The organism is Azoarcus sp. KH32C, assembly GCF_000349945.1.
GTDB lineage: Bacteria > Pseudomonadota > Gammaproteobacteria > Burkholderiales > Rhodocyclaceae > Aromatoleum.
Map to the genome: position 1 here is coordinate 5,038,001 of NC_020516.1, position 25,638 is coordinate 5,063,638.

At 65.5% G+C, this 25,638-nt stretch carries 26 protein-coding genes; 13 read left to right on the forward strand and 13 right to left on the reverse strand.

All coding sequences use genetic code 11. The features are described 5' to 3' along the window. Nucleotides 1–99: 99 nt before the first annotated feature. The 3 genes from AZKH_RS22650 (at nt 100) to AZKH_RS22660 (ending at nt 2,034) form a co-directional block, all read left to right on the forward strand. A complete protein-coding gene (locus AZKH_RS22650) occupies nt 100–606 on the forward strand; it encodes a hypothetical protein (protein WP_015438142.1) in 507 nt (168 codons plus the stop codon). Between the two features lie 43 nt (nt 607–649). Further along, on the forward strand, nt 650–1,366 hold the full coding sequence (locus AZKH_RS22655; RefSeq protein WP_015438143.1) for a hypothetical protein: 717 nt from the start codon (nt 650–652) through the stop codon (nt 1,364–1,366). A gap of 116 nt (nt 1,367–1,482) precedes the next feature. Beyond that, the gene (locus AZKH_RS22660; RefSeq protein ID WP_015438144.1) at nt 1,483–2,034 is read left to right on the forward strand and encodes a DUF4410 domain-containing protein; all 552 of its coding nucleotides are present in this window, start codon (nt 1,483–1,485) and stop codon (nt 2,032–2,034) included. Between the two features lie 90 nt (nt 2,035–2,124). On the opposite strand, the gene AZKH_RS22665 is transcribed toward AZKH_RS22660, so the two are convergent. Further along, the gene (locus AZKH_RS22665) at nt 2,125–2,514 is read right to left on the reverse strand and encodes a cytochrome c5 family protein (RefSeq protein ID WP_015438145.1); all 390 of its coding nucleotides are present in this window, start codon (nt 2,512–2,514) and stop codon (nt 2,125–2,127) included. A 270-nt stretch (nt 2,515–2,784) separates the two neighbouring features. On the opposite strand from AZKH_RS22665, the gene AZKH_RS22670 reads away from it, so the two are divergent. Further along, the gene (locus tag AZKH_RS22670) at nt 2,785–3,132 is read left to right on the forward strand and encodes a gamma-glutamylcyclotransferase family protein (RefSeq protein ID WP_015438146.1); all 348 of its coding nucleotides are present in this window, start codon (nt 2,785–2,787) and stop codon (nt 3,130–3,132) included. 127 nt (nt 3,133–3,259) lie between these two features. Here the strand turns inward: AZKH_RS22670 and AZKH_RS22675 are convergent, their stop codons facing one another. After that, on the reverse strand, nt 3,260–3,511 hold the full coding sequence (locus AZKH_RS22675; protein ID WP_015438147.1) for a hypothetical protein: 252 nt from the start codon (nt 3,509–3,511) through the stop codon (nt 3,260–3,262). A 221-nt stretch (nt 3,512–3,732) separates the two neighbouring features. Here AZKH_RS22675 and AZKH_RS22680 point away from each other — a divergent pair, with 221 nt between their 5' ends. From AZKH_RS22680 to AZKH_RS22695, 4 genes are all read left to right on the forward strand, one after another. Continuing rightward, on the forward strand, nt 3,733–5,106 hold the full coding sequence (locus AZKH_RS22680) for a tryptophanase (protein ID WP_015438148.1): 1,374 nt from the start codon (nt 3,733–3,735) through the stop codon (nt 5,104–5,106). A 108-nt stretch (nt 5,107–5,214) separates the two neighbouring features. After that, nucleotides 5,215–6,579 carry a Fic family protein gene (locus tag AZKH_RS22685; protein WP_015438149.1) on the forward strand — a complete coding sequence of 455 codons (1,365 nt, stop codon included), beginning with the start codon at nt 5,215–5,217 and terminating at the stop codon, nt 6,577–6,579. Between the two features lie 61 nt (nt 6,580–6,640). Continuing rightward, nucleotides 6,641–7,558 carry an ROK family protein gene (locus tag AZKH_RS22690; RefSeq protein WP_015438150.1) on the forward strand — a complete coding sequence of 306 codons (918 nt, stop codon included), beginning with the start codon at nt 6,641–6,643 and terminating at the stop codon, nt 7,556–7,558. Then, entirely contained in the window at nt 7,555–8,223 is a 669-nt protein-coding gene (locus tag AZKH_RS22695; RefSeq protein ID WP_015438151.1) for an MOSC domain-containing protein, read from the forward strand. The genes AZKH_RS22690 and AZKH_RS22695 overlap by 4 nt, the downstream gene beginning before the upstream one ends. A gap of 9 nt (nt 8,224–8,232) precedes the next feature. Here the strand turns inward: AZKH_RS22695 and AZKH_RS22700 are convergent, their stop codons facing one another. The 10 genes from AZKH_RS22700 to AZKH_RS22745 all read right to left on the reverse strand — a co-directional run bounded on the left by AZKH_RS22700 (nt 8,233) and on the right by AZKH_RS22745 (nt 18,305). After that, nucleotides 8,233–10,404 (reverse strand): primosomal protein N', encoded by a 2,172-nt coding sequence (locus tag AZKH_RS22700; RefSeq protein ID WP_041656501.1) that lies wholly within the window; start codon nt 10,402–10,404, stop codon nt 8,233–8,235. 472 nt (nt 10,405–10,876) lie between these two features. Then, nucleotides 10,877–11,947, reverse strand: a complete 1,071-nt coding sequence (hemE, locus tag AZKH_RS22705; protein WP_015438153.1) for a uroporphyrinogen decarboxylase — start codon at nt 11,945–11,947, stop codon at nt 10,877–10,879. Between the two features lie 147 nt (nt 11,948–12,094). After that, the gene (locus AZKH_RS22710; RefSeq protein ID WP_015438154.1) at nt 12,095–12,673 is read right to left on the reverse strand and encodes a HupE/UreJ family protein; all 579 of its coding nucleotides are present in this window, start codon (nt 12,671–12,673) and stop codon (nt 12,095–12,097) included. Between the two features lie 153 nt (nt 12,674–12,826). Continuing rightward, nucleotides 12,827–13,516, reverse strand: coding sequence for an urease accessory protein UreG (gene ureG, locus AZKH_RS22715; RefSeq protein ID WP_041656503.1), 690 nt, complete (start codon nt 13,514–13,516; stop codon nt 12,827–12,829). After that, on the reverse strand, nt 13,513–14,193 hold the full coding sequence (locus AZKH_RS22720; protein WP_015438156.1) for an urease accessory protein UreF: 681 nt from the start codon (nt 14,191–14,193) through the stop codon (nt 13,513–13,515). Before AZKH_RS22720 ends, ureG begins: the two co-directional genes overlap by 4 nt. A 166-nt stretch (nt 14,194–14,359) precedes the next feature. Beyond that, on the reverse strand, nt 14,360–14,887 hold the full coding sequence (gene ureE, locus AZKH_RS22725; protein WP_015438157.1) for an urease accessory protein UreE: 528 nt from the start codon (nt 14,885–14,887) through the stop codon (nt 14,360–14,362). Between the two features lie 10 nt (nt 14,888–14,897). After that, nucleotides 14,898–16,601: an urease subunit alpha gene (gene ureC, locus AZKH_RS22730; RefSeq protein WP_015438158.1), complete on the reverse strand. Its 1,704-nt coding sequence runs from the start codon at nt 16,599–16,601 to the stop codon at nt 14,898–14,900. Next, complete coding sequence (locus AZKH_RS22735) at nt 16,601–16,906, reverse strand: urease subunit beta (protein WP_015438159.1); 306 nt, start codon at nt 16,904–16,906, stop codon at nt 16,601–16,603. The genes ureC and AZKH_RS22735 overlap by 1 nt, the downstream gene beginning before the upstream one ends. Nucleotides 16,907–17,102: 196 nt before the next feature. Next, complete coding sequence (gene ureA, locus AZKH_RS22740; RefSeq protein WP_015438160.1) at nt 17,103–17,405, reverse strand: urease subunit gamma; 303 nt, start codon at nt 17,403–17,405, stop codon at nt 17,103–17,105. A 27-nt stretch (nt 17,406–17,432) separates the two neighbouring features. Further along, nucleotides 17,433–18,305: an urease accessory protein UreD gene (locus tag AZKH_RS22745; protein WP_015438161.1), complete on the reverse strand. Its 873-nt coding sequence runs from the start codon at nt 18,303–18,305 to the stop codon at nt 17,433–17,435. A gap of 267 nt (nt 18,306–18,572) precedes the next feature. Here AZKH_RS22745 and AZKH_RS26460 point away from each other — a divergent pair, with 267 nt between their 5' ends. From AZKH_RS26460 to AZKH_RS22770, 5 genes are all read left to right on the forward strand, one after another. After that, complete coding sequence (locus tag AZKH_RS26460) at nt 18,573–19,868, forward strand: diguanylate cyclase (RefSeq protein WP_015438163.1); 1,296 nt, start codon at nt 18,573–18,575, stop codon at nt 19,866–19,868. Nucleotides 19,869–19,934: 66 nt separating this feature from the next. Beyond that, a complete protein-coding gene (locus AZKH_RS22755) occupies nt 19,935–21,281 on the forward strand; it encodes an outer membrane beta-barrel protein (protein ID WP_015438164.1) in 1,347 nt (448 codons plus the stop codon). Between the two features lie 22 nt (nt 21,282–21,303). Continuing rightward, nucleotides 21,304–21,699 carry a hypothetical protein gene (locus AZKH_RS22760; RefSeq protein ID WP_015438165.1) on the forward strand — a complete coding sequence of 132 codons (396 nt, stop codon included), beginning with the start codon at nt 21,304–21,306 and terminating at the stop codon, nt 21,697–21,699. A 6-nt stretch (nt 21,700–21,705) separates the two neighbouring features. Further along, a complete protein-coding gene (locus tag AZKH_RS22765; RefSeq protein WP_015438166.1) occupies nt 21,706–23,676 on the forward strand; it encodes a methyl-accepting chemotaxis protein in 1,971 nt (656 codons plus the stop codon). A gap of 104 nt (nt 23,677–23,780) precedes the next feature. Continuing rightward, nucleotides 23,781–24,683, forward strand: a complete 903-nt coding sequence (locus AZKH_RS22770; protein ID WP_015438167.1) for a YihY/virulence factor BrkB family protein — start codon at nt 23,781–23,783, stop codon at nt 24,681–24,683. A 32-nt stretch (nt 24,684–24,715) separates the two neighbouring features. Here the strand turns inward: AZKH_RS22770 and urtE are convergent, their stop codons facing one another. Beyond that, nucleotides 24,716–25,408, reverse strand: a complete 693-nt coding sequence (urtE, locus tag AZKH_RS22775) for an urea ABC transporter ATP-binding subunit UrtE (protein ID WP_015438168.1) — start codon at nt 25,406–25,408, stop codon at nt 24,716–24,718. Nucleotides 25,409–25,638: the final 230 nt, after the last annotated feature.

A 25,638-nucleotide genomic window follows, 5' to 3' on the forward strand; every position in this document is an offset into this window, starting at 1 on the left:
TACAATTCGTATCAATGACTTAACTGTCATGTCGCGTCGCGCGAAGTGCCCGGCAATGCGCTCCGTACGACGATCTGCCATCTGTCACGAGAATAACAAGTGAGAAGAGTCTTCCTGCTTTTTCTAGTCGCCAATCTGTTCGGCTGTGCGACTTACAAGCCTGTTCCCGAGGGATATACCGGGGCAGTCGCAAAGGTCACCGATAGCGGTTACTCCGAAAACGGATATTCCGAAGGCGGCTCAAAGGCACAACTCTTCGCGCTGACCGAAATCAATGACCACCGCATCATGAACAGTTTTTGGGCTTCTGCGAACGCGAGCCACGGCCAGGGGTTCGCGCTGACGATCGTAATTTCCGACCGCCAGGTTCCCGCTGAGCCAATGAAGGCAACATTGAGGGCCAGTCACACGACGGCGGCGCCGATCCATGCGATCGCAAGCCAGCTGGCCGGAACGTTCTACTCGGTAGAAGGAACCGTGGACTTTTCCCCGAAGCCCAACGGCAAGTACGTCGTCAAGGGTGAATTGAGGAAGGGAGGTTCCGCGGTCTGGATCGAAGATGCCGAGACAGGGGAGCCTGCTACGGAAAAGATCGTTGAGAAGTGAGCCCCAGCGACCTATGCCTCCTTCCCTCCATCAGGAACGTAACATGATCTCCGCCATCAGGCAGTTCTTCTTAATTGCAGCCATCCTTGTCGTGACCGGATGCGCCGGGCCTGTCAGAAAAATCGATACTTCTCCGGGCGCGCTGGCAGATGTGAAGACCGTCGCGGTCATTCGCGCCCCAGAACCCAAGACCTATACGGTGATGAATTTCGGGCATCCGGGAATCGCATTTGGTCTGGTGGGCGGTTTGGTGGCTGCCGCCGATCAAAGCAGCAAACAGGAGCGACTTACCAAGGCCATCAAAGAGAAGGCGCCGGCACAAACCGCAGACGCCTTGGCTGAAGGTATCGCGGGGCAACTTCAGCGCCGGGGATTTGATGCGAGAGTGGAAGACGGTCCTTGGGAAGAGAATGACGGCAAATTCAAGCTTGAGTTCGACAAAATCACTTCAAGCGCAGACGCGGTACTGGTGGTGACGCCGACGATGGTCGGATTCATCGCTACTGGTGTCACGAGCGACTATCTGCCGACCGTCACGGCCATTATCACGCTCCTTGGAAAGGACAGGAAGGAACAGCTCTACCGCGGCTTTCATGCTGCAGGTTGGCAGCCCAAGGCAGAGGGCTGGCGATATTCCCCGCCCACGGAAACGTTCGGCAACTTTGATGCCCTCATGGCAGATCCTACAAAGACAGGCCTTGCATTGGCCGGCGCGGCCAGGGAAATCGCATCAACAGTGGCAGACGACCTCAAGAGGTAACAGCACGCGCCGATTCTGTCATTCCATGCCATTCGCCTTCCGCAGCCTGCTCGGGCGGCAATGTGCCGACTGCTATAGCCGCCATCGGGCCTCACTCAATCTCTCTGCTATCAACCATGTTTAGATCGATTATTCGGGCTCTCATTTTCTTGTCGCTTGCCACGTTGCTGATTTCCTGCGGTTCCAGTCCAAGCAAGCAAGTCAGCGCAGAGGCAGCACCTCATCAGAAGAAATACAAGCTGGCCTATATCGCCAATGTTTCCGTCACCTTGCTTGACGACAATCCTGACGACAGGAGATTGAGGGATAAGAGGAATTTCGAAAGCAGAATCCCCTCACTCATCAAAGGAAAACTTCAGGAGGAGGGATTTACCGTCCTTCCTGAAAATCCGGAAACGGGGGACGGACTGATCGCGATCAACGTGAAGGTCACATACGACCCGGGCAACCGGGCCATCCGCTCGGTTGCCGGCATGTTCGGTGCTGGCAAAGGAACGATCGAGGCCTACATCGAAGGCATCGACCAGGCGACTGGAACCGTTGTCGCCAGTACGACAGAGACCAACACAAAGAGAATCGGCGGGTTCGGCGGGAATTTCTACGATATGGCGGAAGACACCGTGGAAGATGCTACGGATGACCTGACGCAAGACCTGTCTAATCTTTAATGTCAGGACAGACACGTCGGGGGAAAGGCTCAGCCCTTTCCCCCGACGTGCGTGCTCCCCTTCTTGCTGCGGCGAGCTGGCGCTAAAGCCTCACTCCGCCTTCGACACCATGTAGTCGACCGCCGCCTTCACTTCATCATCCGTCAATGCAGCACTGGCACCGCGCGCCGGCATCATGCCCTTCTGGCCGGTGAAACCTTCGAGCGCGTGCTTGTAGAGCACATCCTTGCCCTGCGCGATGCGCGGCCCCCAGTCGGCCTTGTCGCCCACTTTCGGGGCACCGCCGACGCCCGCTGCGTGACAGAGCGAGCAGACCTTGTTGAACACGCCACTGCCGGCCGAATTCGCCGCGGCAGGCGCTGCGGCGGCAGGCGCCGGCGCACTTGCAGCAGGAGCCGCTGCCGGCGCTGCGCTCTCCTTCTGCCCACAGGCGGCCAGCAAGACGGTCAACGAGGCGGCGACGATCACGGATGCTTTCATTGCAAGGAATCTCCTTTGTTGTGGCCAGGAGAGCAACTCCCCCGGAGTAGAGGGCCCGATCCTATCGCCACAAGCAGCCGCGATCATTGACCACGCTCAAGGACATATTTGCCCAAACACATTGTTTAGCAAATTGCTTTGCTCAAATTCATACAGTCTTCGCAGGCAGGTGTCGCCATGTTTGGTGATGCGCCTGGGAGCAGCTTGCGACCCCGTCCGCCTCCATGCACACTGGATACATTCTTCGCCGCTCACACAGGACATAAGCTCATGCCACTTCTCTTTTCCTACGGCACCCTGCAACAAGAGAACGTTCAACAGGCAACCTTCGGTAGATTGCTCTCCGGGAGGTCCGCCGAGTTGGTCGGGTACTCGCTTTCGATGATCGCCATTGACGATCCTGAAGTCGTAAAGACAAGCGGAAAGACTCACCACCCGATCGTCGGCTTCACCGGCGTCCAGCATGACCGAGTCGCCGGAACGGTGTTCGATGTCACGCAGACCGAACTCGAGCACGCCGACAAATATGAGGTTGCCGCCTACAAGCGCGTTCTCGCGCCGCTCACTTCGGGAGAAGAAGCCTGGGTGTACGTCGATGCACAAGTGCTGGCTCGATGACCCGGCACCGGCCGATCCACGAGCGGCGTCTTTACAGGCGACCGGAGTCGCAGTATCGCGACGGAGCGTCGCGCCGCGATGGAAAACCTGATGCAGGCCCAAGTGGTGAAGCTCGCGCGGCGGTGATTCACGTCGCCGCTTCCACCGCCACCGGCCGTCTATCGACGAGACTGGCGGCAAAGAACGCCTTCCACTGGCCGGGCGCCGCAGCCCAGAGCTGTTGTTCGCTGTCGGCGCGCGCACCTTCCTTGCGATAACCGCCCCATGCGACGAGTGCGCCGCAGGACGTGATCTCGAGCCTGTCCGCGTAGACGAAGACCGGTTCGCCGTCGCCCGTCACGCACCAGTAGTGGATGCCATAGTCGTTTGCTGAGCTCATGATTGCCTCCGTCGCGCAGCCAACCCCTGCGACAGGTCCGCCGCGCTTGCAGCCTCACTTCCTCTTCCAACAATAGGTCGGAAACGGGGGGCCGACCACCGTCTTTCTGCGCAATGCGTGCATTGCCGGAATATTCTCACGCGTTGCAAATAAGCGACACCACGCCGATTTTCGCGGTGCTAGCGTTGCCCCTCACAGGAACCAAGACGAGGAGCAAGGCGATGCCCAGAACCCAGATCGAACCCTTCCGCATCAAGAGCGTGGAGCCGATCCGCATGACGAGCCGCGCCGAACGGGTGCAGCTGCTCGACGAAGCCAGACTCAACGTCTTCCAGTTGCACGCGGACGACGTGCTCATCGACTGGCTGACCGACTCGGGGACCGGCGCCATGTCGTCGCGCCAGTGGAGCGCGATCATGCTGGGCGACGAGAGCTACGCGGGTGCCCGCAGCTTCTACCGCGTGCAGAACGTGGTCCGGCAGATCACGGGGATGGAGCATTTCGTGCCGACCCACCAGGGCCGGGCGGCCGAAAAGGTGCTGTTCATGGCGGCCTGCAAGAAGGGCGAGCTCGTCCCCAACAACTGCCACTTCGACACCACGCGCGCGAACCTGGAATACCTCGGCGTCGAGGCGCTCGACCTCGTGATTGCCGAAGGACTGCAGCCGAATCTCCTGCATCCGTTCAAGGGCAACATCGACCTCGCACGCGTCGAGGCCGTGCTCAAGGCCGAAGCCCACCGCATCCCCTTCGGCATGATCACCGTCACCAACAACACGGGCGGCGGCCAGCCGGTGTCGCTCGCCAATATCCGCGCCTATGCCAGGCTGCTCAAGCAGTACGGCAAACCGCTGATCATCGACATCTGCCGCTTCGCCGAAAACGCGATGTTCATCAAGATGCGCGAGCCCGGGTACGAGCACGCGCGCATCGCGGACATCGTGGCCGAAATGCTGTCCTACGCCGACGGCTGCACGATGAGCGCCAAGAAGGATGGCATGGTCAACATCGGCGGCTTCATTGCGCTGCGCGACGACCGCTGGCTCGACGACATCCGCAACAACCTGATCATGATGGAAGGCTTCCCGACCTACGGCGGCCTGGCGGGGCGCGACCTCGAGGCGATGGCGGTCGGGCTCGAGGAAGGGCTCGACGAGGACTACCTGCGCTACCGGCTGCGCACCGCCGAATACCTGGGCGAGAAGCTCGACGCGGCGGGCGTCGGCTTCGTCCGCCCGACCGGCGGGCATGCGGTGTATCTCGATGCGCGCACCGTGCTGCCCCACATGCCGGTCGAGCACTATCCGGCGTGGGCGCTCGGCAATGCCTTGTACCTCGAAGGCGGCATCCGGGGCGTGGAGGTCGGCTCGGTGATGTTCGGCAAGCGCCTCGACGACGGCACCGAAACTTTCCACAAGATGGAACTCCTGCGCCTCGCCTTCCCGCGCCGGATGTACACCCAGTCGCACTTCGACTACGCGGCCGAGGTGATCGCCGAGGTCAAGGCGAAAGCCGCCGAGATCCGCGGCGTGCGCATCACGAAGCAGCCGAAGTACTTGCGCCACTTCACGGCCGAATTCGCGTGGGTCGAGTGAGCTGGCTGGCGTCAAAGCCTACTAAATTAATATCAAATTAGTAGACATTGGCATTCATCTCCCCTACGCTGGCAATGACTACTAAACTACCCGCAAATTAGTAGACGGATGCACCTGCCACTCACCCCGCCGGACCTCACCGCCTTGCTCGCCGGCCTCGCACCGGCGGACCTCGCCGCGCTGTTCAACCGCCCGGAACCACCGTCTCCGCTGGTCGACGGGCGCTATCTGCACTGGGACGAACTGCGACATCGCGAACCGCCGGCCGGGCTCACGCACGAACACTGGTGGGTGCGCATCAAGCTTGCCCGCCAGGGGCTGTACAAGACGCTGCCGCTGCTCGACCGCGACGGCCAGCCTTTCGTCCTCGGCGTGCCCGAGCCGATCCAGATCCACCTGCACCACATCGACCGCGACGCCGCCGGCCAGATCGCGACCGCCAGCCCGATGCACGGCGAACATCGCGACCGCTACCTGATGCACTCGCTGATCGAGGAGGCGATCACGTCCAGCCAGCTCGAAGGCGCCTCGACGACCCGCCGCGTCGCCGAACAGATGCTGCGCGAGGGCCGCCGGCCGCGGGACGCGAGCGAGCGGATGATCTTCAACAACTTCCGCGCGATGGAGATGATCCGCGAGCGGCGAGACGAAGCGATCACGCCGGCGCAGGTGCTCGAACTGCACCGCATCGTCACCGAAAACACGCTCGATGACCCCGCCGACGCCGGCCGCCTGCGCCGCGACGACGAGGTCACGGTACGCGAGGTGCGCGACAACACCCTGCTCCACCAGCCGCCGCGCTGGCGGGAGCTGCCCGAGCGCCTCGAACGCCTGTGCGCCTTCGCGAACCAGGCCGAAGACGCGAGCCCTTACGTCCACCCCGTGCTGAGCGCGATCCTGCTGCACTTCATGCTCGGCTACGACCATCCCTTCGCCGACGGCAACGGACGCACCGCACGCGCCCTTTTCTACTGGGCGATGGCGCGCAGCCGCTACTGGCTGGTCGAATTCATCTCGATCTCGCATTTCCTGCGCCAGGCGCCGTCGAAATACGTCCGTGCCTACCTCCACACCGAGACCGACGACAACGACACCAGCTACTTCGCGATCCACCAGCTCGACACCATCCGCCACGCAATCGCCGCGCTGCACGACTACCTCGCCCGCACGTCGAGCGAGCAGCGCCAGACTGAACGGCTCCTCGCCGGATCGCTGCGCAGCCGCCTCAACCACCGCCAGATCGCCCTGCTCACTCACGCGCTGCGCCACCCGGGCGAGGAATACCGCATCGACAGCCACCAGCGCACGCACGGCGTCGTGTACCAGACCGCCCGCAGCGATCTGCTCGCGCTGGAGTCCTTGGGACTGCTGCAACGCTTCAAGGCGGGCAACGCGTATGTGTTCGCCGCAGTCGAGGACTTGCGCGAGCGCATCGCCGAACTCGCGGCAAGCTTCGAGCGGCCGGGCACGTGAAGCCGCTGCCCACCCCGCCTCAGGCATAATCGACATTCACTCGCACCGGCCCCGCGCTCCCATGTTTCGCATCGGCATCGACCTCGGCGGCACCAAGATCGAACTCGTCGCGCTGGACGCCGGCGGGCGGGAGTGCTTGCGGCGGCGGATCGCGACGCCGCAGGGCAACTATCCGGCGACCGTCGATACCCTCGTCGGCCTCGTCCATGAGGCGGAGGCGGCGCTGGATGCACGGGCCACGGTCGGCATCGGCACCCCAGGTTCGCGCTCACCGCTCACCGGGCACATGCGCAATGCGAACTCGACCTGCCTCAACGGCCGGCCGCTGGCCGAGGATCTCTCGGCGCGGCTCGGGCGCGAGGTGCGCACCGCCAACGACGCGAACTGCCTCGCCGTGTCGGAGGCGACCGACGGCGCCGGCGCGGGGGCGGACGTCGTGTTCGCCGTGATCCTCGGCACCGGGGTCGGCGGCGGCATCGTCGTGCGCGGACAGCTGCTGCAGGGCGCGAACGCAATCGCCGGGGAATGGGGCCACAATCCGCTGCCGCCGGCGCCGGACGACGACTGGCCGGCGCCCGGCTGCTACTGCGGCCGGCGCGGCTGCATCGAGACCTGGTTGTCGGGCCCGGGCATGAGCGCCGACCACCAGAAACACACCGGCCGCAGGATGAGCGCGGAAGCGATCGCGCAAGGGGCGGACGCGGGCGACGCGGGCTGCGAGGCGACGCTGCAGCGCTACGAGGCGCGGCTCGCGCGCGGACTCGCCGGCATCATCAACGTGCTCGACCCGGACGTGATCGTGCTCGGCGGCGGTCTCTCGCGGCTCGAACGGCTCTACCGCAACGTGCCGCAACGTTGGGCGCCGCACGTCTTTTCGGATTCCATCGTCACCCGGCTCGTGCCGAGCCTGCATGGAGACGCGTCGGGCGTGCGCGGCGCCGCCTGGCTGTGGCCGCAGGGCACGGAGAACTCCCTATGATTTCGCATCTCGACCAACTCTTCATCGGCGCCCTGCGCCCGCTGCCCCCGGAAGGGCAGATGACCGGCATATACAAGAGCCCCATCGACAGGCCCGTTGGCGTCGGCGCCGAGGGGCTCGTCGGCGACTTCCAGGGCGACCGGCGCGTCCATGGGGGCAGCGAGAAGGCGGTGCACCACTACCCCGCCGAGCATTACACGCGCCTCGCGCAGCGCTTTCCCCACCGCGCGGTCATGCTGCAGCCGGGCACGCTGGGCGAGAACCTGTCGACCCGCGGCTGGACCGAGGAGACGGTGTGCATCGGCGACGTGTTCCGCGTCGGCAGCGCGCTGCTGCAGCTGAGCCAGCCGCGCAGCCCGTGCTGGAAGATCGACCACCGGCTCGACGCCGAAGGGGCATCGCTGTTCGTCGCGCACGAGGGGATCACCGGCTGGTACTACCGCGTCCGCGAAGGGGGCGCGATCGCGCCCGGCGACGCGATCGAACTCGTCGAGCGCCCCAACCCGGATCTCAGCGTCGCGACTTACTGGCGCGCGACGCTGGAGCACCGTCCCGAACCCGCAAAGCTGCGCGCAATGGCCGCGGCAGCCGGGCTTGCGCCCGACAAGGCGCAGCGGCTCGCCGAGCGCGCCGCGTGGCTGGAGAGCCATCCCGCGGGCAGCTGAGGCTCGCGCTCACACCTCCAGCGGATCGACGTCCAGCTGCCAGCGCAGCTCGCGCCCGGTGCGTTGCGCGCGCAGGATCTCGATCCAGCGCCCGAGAAATCCCTGCAGCAGCGGACGTTCGTCGGCCTCGACGAGCAGTTGCGCCCGCTCGCGCCGCGCGAGCCGCGTCAGGCGCATCGGCACCGCGTCGAACACGCGGATGCCCGCCGGCGCCATGTCCTGCGCGAGACGGCGCGCGTGGGCGAGGAAGTCCATCGCGTCCTGCAGCATCGGTGCGTCGGCGCGCAGCATCGCTTGGTAGGTGAAGGGCGGAAAGCCCGCGGCCCGGCGCTCGTCGAGCGCGCTCGCCGCGAAGGCGTCGAAATCGTGCTTTACGAGGCAGCGGTACAGCGGATGCTCCGGGTACTCGGTCTGGATCAGCACTTCGCCCGGCAGGTGCGCCCGCCCTGCCCGTCCGCCGACCTGCATCAGCTGCTGGAAGAGGCGCTCGGGCGCGCGGAAGTCCGCTGCATGGAGCGAAGCGTCCGCACCGATCACACCGACCAGCGTGAGCTTGGGGAAATCGTGGCCCTTCGCCATCATCTGCGTGCCGACGAGGATGTCCGCCTCGCCGTTGGCGATCTGCGCGAGCATCTCCTCCCACTGGTTGCGGGTACGCGCGGAGTCGCGGTCGACGCGCAGCACGCGGGCGTCCGGGAAGAGCTCGGCAAGCCGCGCCTCGATGCGCTGCGTGCCGCGGCCGAAGGGCTGGATGTCCTGGTTGCCGCAAACGGGGCAGCTGCGCGGCACCTCGGTATCGCAGCCGCAGTGGTGGCAGCGCAGACGCCGGTCCGCGAGATGCACGACGAGGTTCGCTGAGCAGTGCGGGCAGCGGCTCACCCAGCCGCAGGACGGGCAGGACAGCACCGGCGCGTAGCCGCGGCGGTTGAGGAAGACGAGGCTCTGCTCGCCGCGGGCGACGCGTTCGCCGATCGCGGTCTTCAACTGCGGACTCAGGCCCTCGTCGAGTTTCATGCGGCGCGTGTCGATGCGGCGGACCTTGGGCAGCGTGCTCGCGACCGCGCGGGCATCGAGCCGCAGGCTGCGATAGCGCTCGGCGCGCGCGTGATGCCAGCTTTCGAGCGAGGGCGTCGCCGAGCCGAGCACGACCGGTACGCCGCGCTGCCTCGCCCGCCACACGGCGACGTCGCGTGCCGAGTAGCGCACGCCTTCCTGCTGCTTGTACGAGGCGTCGTGCTCCTCGTCGACGAGGATCAACCCGAGGCGCGGCAGCGGCGCGAACACCGAGAGCCGCGTGCCGAGCACGATGTCCGCCCGCCCTTCGAGGGCCTGCACGAAGCCGCGCGAACGCGCCCCTTCGGCGAGCCCCGAGTGCAGGCTCACGACGCAGGCGGCGGGAAAGCGGTTCGCGACGCGCGATTCGAGCTGCGGCGTCAGCGCGATCTCGGGCACCAGCATCAGCACCTGCTGTCCGGCCGCGAGTGCCCGCGCGGCAAGGCGCAAATAGACCTCGGTCTTCCCGCTGCCGGTGACGCCCTGCAGCAGCCAGGACACGAAGCCGGCGGGTTCGGCGGAAATGGTATCGACCGCCGCGCGCTGGCCTTCGGTCAGTTCGGGCTGGTTCGCCGCCGGCGTGGCCGGGCTCGCGGCGCGCACCGGCTCGATCCAGCCGCGGCGCAGCGCGTCCGCGAGGGCGCCACCGTCCGGCAGTTCGCGCGCAACGCTACGGCGGATCACGCCGGCATCGCGCAACTGTGCGAGCAGCGACAAGGCGCGGCTCGCGCGGCGCGTTTCGGCGAGCGCCGCATGGCCTTCCGGCGTGAGGTCGAGCAGCGGATCGCTTTCCCGGTCGCTGACCGCGTCGGCCCGGCGCAGCCCCGGCGGCAGCGCCAAGGCGATGACCTCGCCGGGCGGGGCGTGGTAGTAGCGGGCGACGAATCCGACCAGTTCCAACCAGTCCGCAGGCAGCGGCGCGACTTCGCGCTGGATGTGGCACACCGCTTTGAGGCGTGCGGGGGCGACATCCGAATCGGCCGGCAGGGCGACGATCACCCCACTCTTTTCACCCTTGCCGAAGGGTACCCGAACGCAGCGTCCGACATCTTCTTCGCATACGTCTTGTGACGTGTAATCAAAGAGTTGCGGCAACGGAACGGGGAGCGCGACGCGAACGATGGCCATCCGGGATTTCGACGTTTAACTGGAACCTGTTTTGTATCAGAAACTTAGCGATGTTTGTTAAGCCGATACCTGGGAAATTCGGTTAAATCTTTGCCGCAAAACCCTTCCGCTGCTTGTCCACAATTCCTGTGGATAACTTTGTTGATAGGGTGGGTGAAAAGTGCCAAACCCAGCGTGGGCACAGGCTTTCTGTCACATTGCCTTAACAATGGGCGAAAATTTTTTCCTTTTTTTTCAATGGCTTATTTATCTAGGTGAATAACCCCCACTCCCGTGCATCATGACACCCTCGGAACTGCTCGGTGTGCATAAGTCAAGCTGACAAAGCAAGTTTTTCTGCTTGACAAGACATCGTCAGTCAATCTCTTTGAACTCGGCTGCACCGGATCGGTGCCAATCCGGTCAGTGAAAAACAGAACCCCGGCGGGGCGCATCGCGCCGGCCGCCGGGGTTCGATGACGGGAAAGTCCGGTCAGTTGCCGCTGCGGATCTTGCGGCTGTGCTCGTGGACGGTGTCGACCAGCACGGAGACCGACTCGGGCGGCGTGAACTGCGAAATGCCATGGCCGAGGTTGAAGACGTGGCCGGGGTGGTTGCCGAAGGAATCGAGCACGCGCTTGGCTTCGCGGGCGATCGCTTCCGGCGGCGCGAACAGCACGTTCGGGTCGAGGTTGCCCTGCAGGGCGACCTTGTCACCGACGAGCTTGCGCGCGCGGCCGATGTCCATCGTCCAGTCGAGGCCGACGGCGTCGCAGCCGATGCCGGCGATGTTCTCGATCCACAGGCCGCCGCCCTTGGTGAACACGATGTTCGGCACGCGCTCGCCTTCGCGCTCCTTGATCAAGCCATCGACGACGCGCTTGAGGTAGGGCAGCGAGAACTCGTGGTAGGCGGCTTCCGACAGCACGCCGCCCCAGGAGTCGAACACCATCACGGCCTGCGCGCCGGATTCGATCTGCGCGTTGAGGTAGGCGACGACGGAGTCGGCCGTCACGGACAGGACGTGGTGCAGCAGGTCGGGGCGCGAGTAGGCCATCGCCTTGACCTTGCGGTAATCGTCGGACGAGCCACCTTCGACCATGTAGCAGGCGAGCGTCCACGGGCTGCCGGAGAAACCGATCAGCGGCACGCTGCCATTCAACGCACGGCGGATCTCGGCGACGGCGTCCATCACGTATTGCAGCTCGGCGTGCGGATCGGGGATCGCGAGGTTGCGGATCTCCCATTCGTCGCGCAGCGGGCGCTCGAAGCGCGGGCCCTCGCCTTCGGCGAAGTACAGGCCGAGGCCCATCGCGTCGGGCACGGTGAGGATGTCGGAGAACAGGATCGCAGCATCGAGGTTGTAGCGGGCGAGCGGCTGCAGCGTGACCTCGCAGGCCATCGTCGGGCTCTTGCACAGGTTCAGGAAGCTGCCTGCGCGCTTGCGGGTCTCGCAATACTCGGGCAGGTAGCGGCCGGCCTGGCGCATCAGCCACAGCGGCGTGTATTCGGTCGGCTGGCGCAGCAGGGCGCGCAGGAAGGTGTCGTTCTGCAGACGGCTCACGGTTACGTCCTCAAATCAGCCCGGTGCGGGCGCAAACCGTAATTATCCGCGTTTTCCGCGGTCATGCCGACCCTTGCATGTCGAAAACCATGATTGAGGACTGGTTTCTACGACCCGTCGCGCCCGAACGCATGCGACGAAGCGCAATCAGCTCGCGAGCAGCACGAGGCCGGTGCCGGCGATCAGGCTGCCGAGGACGCGCTGCGCGGCACGGCCCACCGCCGAATCCGGCATCCAGCGCGCCAGCAGGAAGCCCGCGCCATGAAGCATGAGGCTCGCCGACACGAAACCGGCCGCATACATCAGCATCGATGCGTGGCCCGACTCGACCTCATGCGCGTGGCCGTGGAAGAGCGCGAACGCCGCGACCAGCGGCAGAGCGGCCCCGGGCGGCAGCTTCGCGACGAAGGCGATCAGCAGGCCGAACACGAGAAGGGATGCCGCCACACCCGTTTCGACGTTCGGCAATACCAGGCCGGACGCCGCAAGCAGCGCGCCCCCGATCATCGCGACGACGAAGCTGACCGGCAGCGCCCAACGAAGCGCGCCGCGCTGACGCGCCGCGAACAGACCGACCGCCAGCATCGCCAGCAGGTGGTCGATGCCGCCGATCGGGTGCGCGAAGCCGGCGAAGAAGCTGTGTTCGCCGTGACCGCCGTGCGCCATGGCGGACCCGGCCGCGACGGAGAGGACCAGTGCGATCGGAAGACGACGACGGAAGCTCATGACGATATCCTTGATATGGCTGATTGGACGATGGTTGACGGTAGAAGAGCAATCAAGATGCGTGCCAAGACCCGCAAGGCCTGCGCATGCGCGCCGGGACGGACGGCATCATGCGTCGCCGGTCAGCGGTCTTCCAACTTGGCGTCGGGGCGGTCACTTATTTTCCACCTGAGTTGCCACCTGAGTTGCCACCTCACTTTCCACCCCTGTTGCCGTCTTCGACGGGCCACGCAGCAGCCCCTGGCGCTCGATGAACTCGATGATCTCGGCGAGCCCCTGCCCCGTCTTCAGGTTGCTGAAGATGAAGGGCCGCTCGCCGCGCATCTTTTTCGCGTCGCGGTCCATCACTTCGAGGCTCGCGCCGACCAGCGGCGCGAGGTCGATCTTGTTGATCACGAGGAGATCGCTGCGGGTGATGCCGGGCCCGCCCTTGCGCGGGATCTTGTCGCCCGCCGACACGTCGATCACGTAGAGCGTCAGGTCCGACAGCTCCGGCGAGAAAGTCGCCGCGAGGTTGTCGCCGCCGGATTCGACGAAGATGATCTCGACGCCCGGGAAGCGCCGGATCAGGCGGTCGACCGCCTCCAGGTTGATCGACGCGTCCTCGCGGATTGCCGTGTGCGGGCAGCCGCCGGTCTCGACACCGATGATGCGCTCGGGTTCGAGCGCCTCGTTGCGCACGAGGAACTGCGCGTCCTCGGCGGTGTAGATGTCGTTCGTGACGACCGCGATGTCGTAGCGTTCGCGCAGCGCGCGGCACAGTGCCAGCGTCAGCGCCGTCTTGCCCGAGCCGACCGGCCCGCCGATGCCCACGCGCAAAGGTTGGGATGCGCTCGAAGTCATGATCTGAAAAGCCTCGTGTATTGGGTTTCGTGCCGGCTGCTCGCGAGCGCGAGGCCGGGCGTGAAGTTGCTCCATTCGCCTTCCGGCAGCGCGGCGGCCTGCACCGCCAGCGTTGGGATGCGCGCGCCGAGCGTCGCGAGCAGCCGCTGGCCCGCAGATTGCCCGAGCGGCACCGCCTTCACGGCCGCCATCACCTGGTTTTCGAGCCAGGCCCACAAGTAGGCCGGCAAGGCCATGTCGACGGGAATCCCCCACGCCGCGGCCGCCGCACTCCACGCTGCGGGGAAAGAAGGCGTCTCCACCGCCAGCAGCCGCGCCCGCCGGCCCGGCAGCGCCGCGAAGGCGTCAAGATCGGCGAGCAGCCGCACGAGCGAATAGCCCATCTGCACCGTCTCGGCGCGCAGTTCATCAGTCTCGCGACTCGCGAGGAAATCGGCATTGAGCGCGGCGACCTTGGCATCCTCCTCCTCGTCCCAGGCACGAATCAGCTCCGCGACGAGCGGCGCCTCGAAGCGCGCCAGGTTCCATTCGAGGAGATCCCCGATCCAGCGCGCCGCGGCCGCCTCGTCCCGCACCGCCCCCGACTCGACCGCCCACTCCAGACCCTGCGAGTACGTATAAGCGCCGACCGGCAGCACGGGACTCGCGAGCTGCAGCAGGCGAATCAGTGGCAGCATGACACGGCCCTCCCCAACAGCACGGCCAAGCAGCCACGAACGGCGCAGCCCCCCGACGGGGGATGTTTCGCACCGAGGCCTCCGCCACGCGTCGAACGAGGCGCGGAACATCCCCCGGCGGGGGGCGGTTTTCCGGGAAGCCGCATCCGCAGCAGCACGGCCACGATCACGCCCCGCCCATCATGTGAATCCGCGCCCCACTCCCATCCCCCGGATGCTGGTGCCCGTGTGCATAAGCCCCCGCCTCCGGCTCGAAAGGCGCACATAGCGCGGAAACCCTCGCCCCAAGCCCGACCAGCATCCCTTCCAGCACATGATCTGCCTGGATCCGCAGCCATCCCCCCGCCGCATCCGACCCGACCTCGACCGCAACATGACGGTTGCCCAGATGGTAGGCCGTCCGCGCGAGCCCCAGCGCATCCACACAGCGCGCCTCCAACAAATCCTCCGGCGCCGCGACGACCTCGACGATGCGCCCGTCGTTGCCGACGAGCTTCTGCCCGCCGCGCAGGATCGTGCCGCGCGGCAGGAACATCCCGACCTCCTCGCCCGAAGCGAGCTTCGCGCGCAGGCGGCTCTTCGTGCGATAAGAAAAATCGAGCTGCAGGCGTTCGGTCGCGGGCTCGGAGCCCTCGTACAGCGCTTCGAGGAGCAGCATCGTCTTCGCCGGCGCAGTGGAATGGTTCTCTGCCATCGCAAACCTCTCAGAACAGGAAGTAACGTTGCGCCATCGGCAGCACGTCCGCGGGCTCACAGGTCAGCAGCTCGCCATCGGCGCGCACGACATAGGTCTCGGGATCGACATCGATCACCGGCGTCGCGCCGTTGTGGATCATGTCGGCCTTGGTCACGCTGCGGCAGCCGCGCACCGCCTCCAAGGGCTTCGCGAGGCCCAAGGCCGCGACCGCCGGATTCGCCAACGCCGCCTGCGACACGAAAGTCACCGAAGTCTTCAGCCCGCCCGCGAAAGCGCCGAACATCGGCCGGTAATGCACCGGCTGTGGCGTCGGAATCGACGCGTTGGCATCACCCATCGCCGCCGCGGCGATCATGCCGCCCTTGAGGATCAGCGAGGGCTTCACGCCGAAGAAGGCCGGTTTCCACAGCACCAAGTCCGCGAGCTTGCCGACCTCGATCGAGCCGACGACGTGCGCAATGCCGTGCGTGATCGCCGGATTGATCGTGTATTTGGCGACGTAGCGCTTCACGCGGAAGTTGTCGTTGTGCGGCGAATCCTCGGGCAGCGGCCCACGCTGGACCTTCATCTTGTGCGCCGTCTGCCAGGTGCGGATCACGACCTCGCCGACGCGGCCCATCGCCTGCGAATCGGACGACATCATCGAGAACGCGCCGGTGTCGTGCAGGATGTCCTCGGCCGCGATCGTCTCGCGGCGGATGCGCGACTCGGCGAAGGCGACGTCCTCGGCGATCGCCGGGTCGAGATGGTGGCACACCATCAGCATGTCGAGATGCTCGTCGATGGTGTTCACCGTGTAGGGGCGCGTCGGGTTCGTCGACGACGGCAGCACGTTCGCCTGGCCGACCGCGCGGATGATGTCCGGCGCGTGGCCGCCGCCCGCCCCTTCGGTGTGGAAGGTGTGGATCGTGCGGCCCTTGAAGGCGGCGAGCGTCGTCTCGACGAAGCCCGACTCGTTGAGCGTGTCGGTGTGGATCGCGACCTGGACGTCCATCTCGTCGGCGACGGTCAGGCAGTTGTCGATCGCGGCCGGCGTCGTGCCCCAGTCCTCGTGCAGCTTGAGTCCGATCGCACCCGCCGCGACCTGTTCGCGCAAGGGCTCGGGCAAGCTCGCGTTGCCCTTGCCGAAGAAGCCGAGGTTCATCGGGAAGGCGTCGGCCGCCTGCAGCATGCGGTGGAGGTGCCACGGCCCCGGCGTGCAGGTCGTCGCGAAGGTGCCGGTCGCGGGGCCTGTGCCGCCGCCCAGCATCGTCGTCACGCCGCTCATCAGCGCTTCGTCGATCTGCTGCGGGCAGATCCAGTGGATGTGGCTGTCGATGCCGCCGGCCGTCAGGATCATGCCTTCGCCGGCGATGATCTCGGTGCCGGCCCCGATCGCGATCGTCACGCCGGGCTGGATGTCGGGGTTGCCGGCCTTGCCGATGCCATTGACGCGGCCGTCCTTGATCGCGACGTCGGCCTTGACGATGCCCCAGTGGTCGACGATCAGCGCGTTGGTGATCACGGTGTCGGCGACCTCCGCCGCAACCTTCTGCCCCTGCCCCATGCCATCGCGGATCACCTTGCCGCCGCCGAACTTCACTTCCTCGCCGTAGATCGTGAAGTCGCGCTCGACTTCGATCCACAGCTCGGTGTCGGCGAGCCGCACGCGATCGCCAACCGTCGGGCCGAACATTTCCGCATACGCGCGGCGCGAGATCTTTACGCTCATCACAGAGTCCCCATCACGTCGCCGTTGAAGCCATACACCTTGCGCTCGCCCGCCAGCGCGACGAGCTCGACGGTACGCGACTGCCCGGGCTCGAAACGCACCGCGGTGCCGGCCGCGATGTTGAGCCTGAAGCCGCGTGCCGCCGCCCGGTCGAAGGCGAGCGCCGCGTTGGTTTCGGCGAAGTGGTAGTGCGAGCCGACCTGGATCGGGCGGTCGCCGGTGTTGGTCACGCTCAGCGTCAGCGTCGGGCGGCCGTCGTTGAGTTCGATTTCGCCATCGGCGACGAGGTATTCACCGGGAATCATCAGTCTTCTCCTGAATGCCCATTAGATCGTTCATGGAAGGCAGGCGTAGCGACCGGCATGCCGGGTGTTTGCGGAGCGAGCGAGGACTGTCTGAGCGCAGGCGCGGAAGCGCGCCGCACCGCGAGTTCCGCAGCCCGCGGAGCAAATTCCCGGCGTGACGGTCGCGGGCAGCCACAAAGGACACACCCCAAGCCCCTCAGACGATCGGGTTATGCACGGTCACGAGCTTCGTGCCGTCCGGAAAAGTCGCCTCGACCTGGATCTCCGGGATCATCTCCGGCACCCCTTCCATCACGTCCTCGCGCGTCAGGATCGTCGTGCCCTCGCTCATCAACTCGGCGACCGTGCGGCCGTCACGCGCCCCTTCGAGGATTGCGCAGGAGATCAGCGCGACCGCCTCCGGGTAGTTGAGCTTCAGGCCGCGCGCCCGGCGCCGCTCGGCGAGCAATCCGGCCGTGAACAGCAGCAGCTTGTCCTTTTCGCGTGGAGTCAGTTCCATTCTTGTTGTCCTCGTTCAGGTGTTCTTTCAGGTGTTCCATATGCGCGGCACGCGCATCGGCAGCCCGGCCACCGCCGGCCGGATCGCGTCCCACAGACGGATGAACCACTCGCGCCCCGGCTCGCACGCCGGCCCCAACCAGCGCGCGACCAGGAGTCCCGGCAGCAGCGTGACTGCGCCCTGCCCGACCGCCGGCCCGATCTCGCGGCAGCGATCGCGCAGCGCCGTGTCGCACTTGGGCGACGCGACCAGCAGGCTCCCGACGACCGGCTGCCCCGCCAGCCCGACCGGCGAATCGAGCAGTGGACTGCCGCCGGCGATACGCCCGCGTTCCAACCATAGCGGCTTGCCGTCGCGCCGGATACGGGTCGCGAGCGCCAGTTCGCCGCGGCGGAAGCGTTCGCCCGAGCCGGTGCGGCCGAAGCACAGCATCTCGGCCCCGACGAAGCAGGCGTCGCCGGCGAGTTCCACTTCAGTTTCGAGACGCCCGCAGGCGCCGTCGAAGACGATGCTCTCCTGCGGCAGCCATTCGCAGATTCCGCGGTCTGCGACGGCGATGCGTTGCGCGAGCTGCGCCGACGCCCCCGCGCTGCGATACCACTTGCCGGCCCCCGGCGTCGTCAGCAGCGCATGCGCACCGGCGCCGACCGACACGTCGATCGCCAGCGAATCGCCCCCGGCGATCCCCGCCGGCGGATGCAGCACGATGCCATGGCAGACACCCTCGCCTTCCGGATACAGCGCCTTCTGCAGACGCAGCGGTCCCCGGTGGCTGCGGCGCACCAAGACGGTGCGAACATCCCGCCGCTCGAAATGCAGTTCGAGCTCGGCACGCCATTCCGATACCTCCCGCTCCGATACGACGACAGCCCGGGACTCTACGAATTCGTCAAGAAACATACGCATGACAATAACCTAGCAAGCGGCGGGCCATTTTCGCCGGAATCTGAACATTTTTGATTTCGCTCATTTTTCCTGGCCGCCACGACGGGTATAGAGGCTATGCCCTTCGACTTATGCTCCACTCGACGAAAACGATGCCCCGTCATGGTGCATCGCCGGAAAGACCGGTGCGCAAGCCATTTTCGCCCGCAGCATGAACCGGAATTAATCCAAGTCCCCACTGACATTGGTGATAATAAACAGTAACAAAATCGGGGAGGCACGATGTCGTATAGAACGTTGCCGCGGGCGTCAGCAAACGACAACCCGGAACAGCTGTTACGGTTGTTCAACTTTCTGGTCGTCACCTCCTTCGTGGTGATTCTCGCCGTCGCCGGGACTGCCATCTACTGGATATACAGCTCGGCCATGCTGCACCGGACCGAGACGGCCGTCATCGGGATCGCGAAGGCGGTGATGAGCGCCGAGGTCGATAGCCTGCTCACCGAGGACGGGAACGGCGCGCTGCGGATCGCGATCGCGCCGGACGACATGCGCCAGGTGGACGCCCACCTGCGGCGCTATCTGAAGTTCTTCAATCTCGCCAAACTCGCGATCTTCGACGCCGATCGCCGGGTCGTCTATTCGACGGTGCCCACCGAAATCGGGCGCACCGAGACCGACGCAACGGCGCTGAACGATGTGCTCGAGCACGGGAAACCGCGCGCCGAGGTTCGCGGCAAGCTGGAGCCGGGCGAGCTGGGCAACGCGCTGCCGACCGAACCGACGCTCGTCATCGAGTCGCATTACCCGATTCTCGACGCCCGCGGTCATTCGCTCGGCGCCTTCGAAGTGTACGTCGATGTGAGCGACACCCAGGACGAGATCGTCCGCGTGCTCACACTCTCGCTCGGGGCCTTGTCGCTGGTGCTGGCGATCTGCCTGTTCAGCCTGTATCGCCCGATGAAACGGGGCACCGAAAAGATCATCGCCGCGAACGCGAACCTTGCCGAGCTCGCGACGCGCGACCACCTGACCGGCCTATTTAACCGGCGGCATATCGCCGACCGCGTGAAGCAGGAATTCAATCGCTGGCGACGCGGCAGCTCCACTGCCGGCATGCGGCCCGGGATCGGTTTCATCATGGCCGACATCGATCACTTCAAGAGGATCAACGACAGCTATGGCCATGCGGTGGGCGACGAAGTGCTGCGTGAAGTCGCTAACCGGATCCAGGAAGGCCTGCGCGAATACGACATGCTCGGACGTTACGGCGGCGAAGAATTCCTGGTGATGCTGCCGAACTCCGATCTCGCCGCCGTTGCCCTCGTCGCCGAGCGCCTGCGCTGGGCCGTCGGCAGCCGCGAAATCATCCTCGCCAGCGGCGAGGCACTCACGGTGACGATCAGCATGGGCGCAGCCTGCGCCGTCGATGGCTCGCTCGCGGAGCAGGAAGTGATCCACCAGGCCGACGTCGCCCTCTACCGCGCCAAGGAGTTGGGACGCAACCGGGTCGAGGTTTACGCGACTCCGGCCGATGCCGCCCACTCGACGCCGTCCCTGCGCCCGCAGTCGTTGTGACGCTCTTCCGACCGCCTTGCCGGTCTCCCCATCCCTTTTCCCCGAACTCGACCAAGGGTTGACCCAATGAATCATCCACGCCCGTTCCGCCTCGCCACCTTTGCCAGTTCCGCCGTACTGCTTGCCGCCTTGTCCGGCACCGCCTGGGCGGCCGACGCCGGCGATGAGGCGAGACTGAAAGAACTCGAGAGCAAACTCGAACGCAGCCTGCAGCTGATCGAAGCGTTGCAGAAGAAGGTCAGCCAGCTCGAGAATGCGGCAACCGGGAATGCCGCCGCCGGCGGCCAGAGCGCGCCGGCCGTGCAGGAAGCGAAGATCGAAGCCCTGCAGCAGCAGGTCGCGCAGCTCGGCACCGGCTTGAGTTCGCGCGGCGACTCGGCAGGGCTTCCCGTGCACGGCTTCGCCGATGTCGGCCTCATCCGCTCCGGCCAGGACAATCCGACCGACGGCAAGGGCCGCAGCGGCTTCAACGTCGGTACGATGGATCTCTACCTTACGCCCCAGTTCGGCGACCGGGTGAAGACGCTGCTCGAGCTGGTGTTCGAAGTCGACGAGAGCGGCGGTCTCGCGACCGACCTCGAGCGCGCCCAGATGGGCTACACGTTCAGCGACGCCGCGACCGCCTGGGTCGGGCGCTTCCACACCCCCTATGGCGTCTGGAACACCGCCTACCACCACGGTGCACAGATCCAGACCTCGATCACGCGTCCGCGTTTCCTCGACTTCGAGGACAAGGGCGGCATCCTGCCGGCGCACACCACCGGCGCATGGCTGACCGGGGCCGTGCCCGCTGGCAACGGCCACGTCGCCTACGACGCCTACTTCGGCAACGCACCGGGTGTCGACAAGGAAGATGGTGAAGCGCGTGGCGCCCTGAACATGCGCATGGCGGGCCTGCCGCATTACGCCTCCACGGTCGGCGGCAATCTGCGCTACGAATTCGCGGGCGCCGCGGAAGGGCTCACGTTGGGCGTGCATGCGATCCGGTCGAAAGTGACCGTCGACGAAGACACAAACAGCCGCTCGAAGATGCTGGCCTTCGGCGGCTTCGGCATCTACGACACGGACAACTGGGAAATCCTCGGCGAATACTATCGCTTCAACGATCGCGACGAGAGCGGCGGGCCGCGGCATACGAGCACCGCGTGGTACACGCAGATCGGCTACCGGGTCGGCGAATTCACGCCCTACGCGCGTTACGAGAAGACCTCGCTCGATCAGTCCGACAGCTATTTCGCCAATCAGGAAAGCGGCCGCTCCTACCGGCGGACATCGCTCGGCGTGCGCTACGACCTGAACCCCAAGGCGGCGCTGAAAGCCGAGATCAACCGCACGACCAATCAGGACCTCGGCGCGGGCGTCTCGGATGACCGCTTCTCGGAAGCCCGTCTGCAGTACTCGGTCCGCTTCTAATCGCATCTCGGGAAAAGCTCACATGACCCTCCGCACAATTCTCGCCGCGGGTGCCGTTTGCCTGCTGACCCAGATCGCATCGGCCGCCGACCTGATCGTCATCGCCCACCCTGACGCCAAGATTACCGGCGCGGACGTTCAGGACATCTTTCTCGGAGCGAAGCAGTTCGCCGGATCGCTGAAGCTGACGCCCGTCGACAACGGGCCGGCGCAGGAGCAGTTCCTCAAGAAGGCGCTGCAGATCGATGCGACCAAGTACAACTCGGTCTGGACCAAGAAATCCTTCCGCGAAGGATTGAACCCGCCGCCGGTCAAGTCGGGCGACCTCGAAGTCATCGATTTCGTGCGCAAGACGCCCGGCGCCGTGGGCTACGTCACCAGTCCCGCGGACGGCGTGACCGTCGTCAACAAGTACTGAGCCGCCATGACAAGCCGCGCCAGCACCATCCGCTCCAAGATGCTGATTTCAGGAAGCGCGACCTTCCTGTTCGTGCTGGTCGCGACGATCGTTTCCTGGTTCGGCTACCAGACCATCGAACGCACGGGCATCGTCTCGCTCGGACACGCGAACCAGGCGATGTACTTGCAGATGCTGATCAAGGACGTGCATCAGTTGGTCAGCACCTCGGGCGCACCCGCGGTCCGCGCGCGCATGCAGTCTACGATCGGCATCCTCGACCGGAGCATGGCGCCGGACAGCCAGATTGACGATCCGATGCGCAGCGAAACCGCCAAGCTCGCGGAAGAATGGGCGCAGTTGCGCACGGACGCCACGGCCATCGTTTCCGCCCCCAAGATTTCGGAGGACGACGACGAAATCCTCGGCCAGGTGGTCAAGTTGATTGCCCGCATGGACGGCATGGCGGGTGAAATCGACGGACTGGCCGAAAAGTCCCGCGAGAGCGGCAGCGCGAAGGCTCGTCAAACCGTCCTGTTCGTCGGGGGCGTGTTCGGCGCCATCCTGATCCTCGTCGTGACCGTCTTCTGGCGGCTTCACGCGAGCATCCTCGGCCAATTGGGCGCCGAGCCCGCGCAGGTGAACGGCTTGGTGCGCCAGGTCGCCGAAGGGAACCTGATGCTCGACACCGAGGCGGTCGTCACCCGGAAAGGCGACCACATCCTCCGCGCCCTGTCCGAGATGGTCGGCCGCCTCAACGGCGTTGTACGCAGCGTCGACGACACGAACCTGCACATCGGCCAATCGACCTTCCAGATCGCCAACATGGCGTCCAAGGTCACGCGCACGACGAGCGAGCAGTTGTCGCGATTCGCCGACGTGAATCAGGCGACCGAAGAACTGCGACTCGTCGCCGGCCAAGTCCGTACGGTCGCCGAACAGGTACAGGCGCGAACGCTGGTGACGGAGGCGCGTGCCGAGGACGGAACCCAGGCCGTACGCCGGAATATCGACGAGATGACCGCCACCGCCGACCGTGCGAATCGCGCGGAACGCGAGATGTCGGAACTGGGCCGATCCGCGGAGGAGATCGACAAGATCGTCGCCAGCATCTCCGCCATCGCGGAGCAGACCAACCTGCTCGCGCTCAACGCCGCCATCGAAGCCGCGCGCGCAGGCCAGCAGGGACGGGGGTTTGCCGTCGTCGCCGACGAAGTACGCAAGCTCGCCGAGCGCACGGCCGGGGCCACCGGGGAAATCGCCGCCATCGTCACGACGCTCGCAGCGCAGATCGAGCGATGCAAGGAAACGATGAACGAGGTGGTGGTCAGCGTGGGCGGTTCGCAGGCGCAGTCCAGGCGAACGGCAAGCGCGATCGAGCAAATGGTGTGCGAAGTGCGCGAAACCGACCGCGCCAACCTGCAGATTGCCGGGATCGTGCACGATCAGATCACGACCCTCGCCCATCTCGACGAGCGGCTGGCCAACCTCGCCCGGACGCTCGCGGAGAGCAACGAGAAGGTCGGCATCACGGGCGCGATCACCCAGGATCTGTATCGCGCGGTCGAGCTCTTGATGACGCGGATGGCCTATTTCAAGTTCTCGCGCATCCATACACCTCAGCGGGCCGAACACGAAAATCGCCAGTTCCCGCGAATCGACCACAGCATGGAGGTCGAAGTGGCGATCGGCGACAAGACGATCGATGCCGTCGCCCGCGACTTCAGCCTCGGCGGCTTGTGCCTGCGCTCGAGCGCGCCACTCGAGACACCCGACCGGGAAGTCTTCGAACTGCATATCCGCAAACCTGCAGCCGATCTCGAAGCGTACCGCACTCAGCGACCGGCACGGCTCGAGGGGCATGTCGTCTGGCGCAGCCGCGACTCGGAGGGAATCCATCTGAGCGGTGTCGTCTTCGATAGCCCGCCGCATGTCTGCGCCCGGGAACTGGCCGACTGTTTCGCCTTCTACAACACCGTCCCGAACTTCTCGGGGTAGGACGTAATGCGTTTCCAGACGTCTGGACGCCCCATCTCGCCCGCTTATGGGTGTAGTCTGACGCTGCCCTTGAGGCACGTCCCGCTACAGGCTTCCGTCGATCGATGCCGCCCAGCCACGCCACCCAAGCCATCCTGCAGCACCCCGTCGCGTTTGTCGTACGGACGCTGACGGCGTTTCGCGCCAATCAGGGATTGTTGCTCGCGGGTGCGGTCGCGTATTACGCGCTGCTGTCGACGGTCCCGCTGCTGATCCTGATCGTGATCGCGTTGTCACATATGGTCGATCAGCGCGAACTCCTGCAAACCCTGGGCCACTATCTTGAATGGCTGCTGCCGGGACAGTCCGATGCGATCGTCGCGGAGCTGTCGAACTTCCTCGCGCACCGCGAGGTCATCGGTTGGGTCTTGCTGGCGACGATGTTGTTCTTCAGCTCGCTGGCCTTCACGGTGCTCGAAAACGCGATGTCGGTCATCTTTCACCACCGGGTCGCGATCAAACGGCGCCATTTCCTCGTCTCCGCGCTGCTCCCGTATGGCTATATATTGAGCCTCGGCGTCGGAATGTTGCTGATCACGCTGGTCGCAGGCGGCCTACAGGTCATCGGCCAGGAACAGGTGGAGTTGCTCGGGCATGTCTGGTCGCTCAGCGGCGTGTCGGGCGTGCTGCTCTATCTGCTCGGCTTTGCCGGCGAAGTCTTCGTGCTGGCCTCGATCTACCTCGTCATGCCCGTGGGCCGCCTGTCACTGAGGCACGCCCTCATCGGTGCGGTGACGGCGGCGCTGCTGTGGGAGCTCACGCGTCACGTGCTGGTCTGGTATTTCGCGACGCTGTCGCAGATCAGCACCGTGTACGGTTCGCTGACCACCGCCATCGCGGTCCTCCTCAGCCTGGAAATTGCGGCAACCTTTCTGTTGCTGGGCGCCCAGGTGATCTCCGAATACGAGCGCACCGCCATGGGCACTCCCGGCGCTGCTACGCAGCCCTTTACGACGGCCCAACGCTGACGGGCATTTGACCGAGCAGCAGGTCGGCAGGCTCACACGGCCAAGGCCCCGCGCACGCCGTCCGCGTCCATGCTCGCGCCTTCCCCGCGCATCACGATCTCGCCGCGTTCCATCACGAGATACTGGTCGGCGAGCGAGCGCGCGAAGTCGTAATATTGCTCGACGAGCAGGATCGCCATCTCGCCGGTCTCGGCGAGGCTGCGGATGGCGCGTTCGATGTCCTTGATGATGGAGGGTTGGATACCCTCGGTGGGTTCGTCGAGGATCAGCAGTTTCGGGCCGAATGCGAGCGCGCGGCCGATGGCGAGTTGCTGTTGTTGGCCGCCCGAGAGGTCCCCGCCGCGGCGGCCGAGCATCTGTTTGAGGACGGGGAACATGTCGAAGATGCGGGCGGGCAGTGGCGTGCCGCGCGGGCGGGTGGCGAGGCCCATCAGGAGATTTTCCTCGACGGTCAGCCTGGGGAAGATCTCCCTTCCCTGTGGCACATAGGCGATGCCGGCGCGGACGCGGGAATGAGACGGTGCGCGGGTGATGTCCTCATCGCCGAAACGAACACTGCCGCTCGCCGCCGGCACCAGCCCCATCAAGGTCTTCAGAAGCGTGGTCTTGCCGACGCCGTTACGCCCAAGCAGCGTCGTGACCTTGCCGAGCGGGACTTCGAACGACAGCCCGCGCAGGATGTGGCTGCCCCCATAGTACTGGTTGAGGTTGTCGACTTTCAGCATCTCGATCCGCCTTCAAAAACACCGTCCGATAAACCCCCGCCGCCAGCCAGATGTACGGGGCGTTTGCGGAAGGGCGAGGACTGTCTGAGCGCAGGCGCGGAAGCGCGCCGCACCGCGAGTTCCGCAGCCCTGGAGCAAATGCCCCGTGCAGCTGGCGATTACTCCCACGGTCTTCGGACATTACCTCTCAATCCACGCCGGAAAAATCCCGCGCATTCCGCTTGTGCTGC

Excerpts from the sequence above, each read along its gene's own strand:
- AZKH_RS22675 (WP_015438147.1), bottom strand. The coding sequence starts at position 3,511 with ATGAGCTCAGCAAACGACTATGGCATCCACTACTGGTGCGTGACGGGC.
- AZKH_RS22745 (WP_015438161.1), bottom strand. The coding sequence starts at position 18,305 with ATGTTTCTTGACGAATTCGTAGAGTCCCGGGCTGTCGTCGTATCGGAG.
- ureG (WP_041656503.1), bottom strand. The coding sequence starts at position 13,516 with ATGACTTCGAGCGCATCCCAACCTTTGCGCGTGGGCATCGGCGGGCCG.
- AZKH_RS22735 (WP_015438159.1), bottom strand. The coding sequence starts at position 16,906 with ATGATTCCCGGTGAATACCTCGTCGCCGATGGCGAAATCGAACTCAAC.
- AZKH_RS22670 (WP_015438146.1), top strand. The coding sequence starts at position 2,785 with ATGCCACTTCTCTTTTCCTACGGCACCCTGCAACAAGAGAACGTTCAA.
- ureE (WP_015438157.1), bottom strand. The coding sequence starts at position 14,887 with ATGGCAGAGAACCATTCCACTGCGCCGGCGAAGACGATGCTGCTCCTC.
- AZKH_RS22710 (WP_015438154.1), bottom strand. The coding sequence starts at position 12,673 with ATGAGCTTCCGTCGTCGTCTTCCGATCGCACTGGTCCTCTCCGTCGCG.
- AZKH_RS22660 (WP_015438144.1), top strand. The coding sequence starts at position 1,483 with ATGTTTAGATCGATTATTCGGGCTCTCATTTTCTTGTCGCTTGCCACG.
- AZKH_RS22765 (WP_015438166.1), top strand. The coding sequence starts at position 21,706 with ATGACAAGCCGCGCCAGCACCATCCGCTCCAAGATGCTGATTTCAGGA.
- AZKH_RS22685 (WP_015438149.1), top strand. The coding sequence starts at position 5,215 with ATGCACCTGCCACTCACCCCGCCGGACCTCACCGCCTTGCTCGCCGGC.
- AZKH_RS22770 (WP_015438167.1), top strand. The coding sequence starts at position 23,781 with ATGCCGCCCAGCCACGCCACCCAAGCCATCCTGCAGCACCCCGTCGCG.
- AZKH_RS22655 (WP_015438143.1), top strand. The coding sequence starts at position 650 with ATGATCTCCGCCATCAGGCAGTTCTTCTTAATTGCAGCCATCCTTGTC.
- AZKH_RS22680 (WP_015438148.1), top strand. The coding sequence starts at position 3,733 with ATGCCCAGAACCCAGATCGAACCCTTCCGCATCAAGAGCGTGGAGCCG.
- AZKH_RS22755 (WP_015438164.1), top strand. The coding sequence starts at position 19,935 with ATGAATCATCCACGCCCGTTCCGCCTCGCCACCTTTGCCAGTTCCGCC.
- AZKH_RS22665 (WP_015438145.1), bottom strand. The coding sequence starts at position 2,514 with ATGAAAGCATCCGTGATCGTCGCCGCCTCGTTGACCGTCTTGCTGGCC.
- AZKH_RS22760 (WP_015438165.1), top strand. The coding sequence starts at position 21,304 with ATGACCCTCCGCACAATTCTCGCCGCGGGTGCCGTTTGCCTGCTGACC.
- AZKH_RS22695 (WP_015438151.1), top strand. The coding sequence starts at position 7,555 with ATGATTTCGCATCTCGACCAACTCTTCATCGGCGCCCTGCGCCCGCTG.
- AZKH_RS22720 (WP_015438156.1), bottom strand. The coding sequence starts at position 14,193 with ATGCTGCCACTGATTCGCCTGCTGCAGCTCGCGAGTCCCGTGCTGCCG.
- AZKH_RS22700 (WP_041656501.1), bottom strand. The coding sequence starts at position 10,404 with ATGGCCATCGTTCGCGTCGCGCTCCCCGTTCCGTTGCCGCAACTCTTT.
- AZKH_RS22690 (WP_015438150.1), top strand. The coding sequence starts at position 6,641 with ATGTTTCGCATCGGCATCGACCTCGGCGGCACCAAGATCGAACTCGTC.
- ureC (WP_015438158.1), bottom strand. The coding sequence starts at position 16,601 with ATGAGCGTAAAGATCTCGCGCCGCGCGTATGCGGAAATGTTCGGCCCG.
- AZKH_RS26460 (WP_015438163.1), top strand. The coding sequence starts at position 18,573 with ATGTCGTATAGAACGTTGCCGCGGGCGTCAGCAAACGACAACCCGGAA.
- urtE (WP_015438168.1), bottom strand. The coding sequence starts at position 25,408 with ATGCTGAAAGTCGACAACCTCAACCAGTACTATGGGGGCAGCCACATC.
- ureA (WP_015438160.1), bottom strand. The coding sequence starts at position 17,405 with ATGGAACTGACTCCACGCGAAAAGGACAAGCTGCTGCTGTTCACGGCC.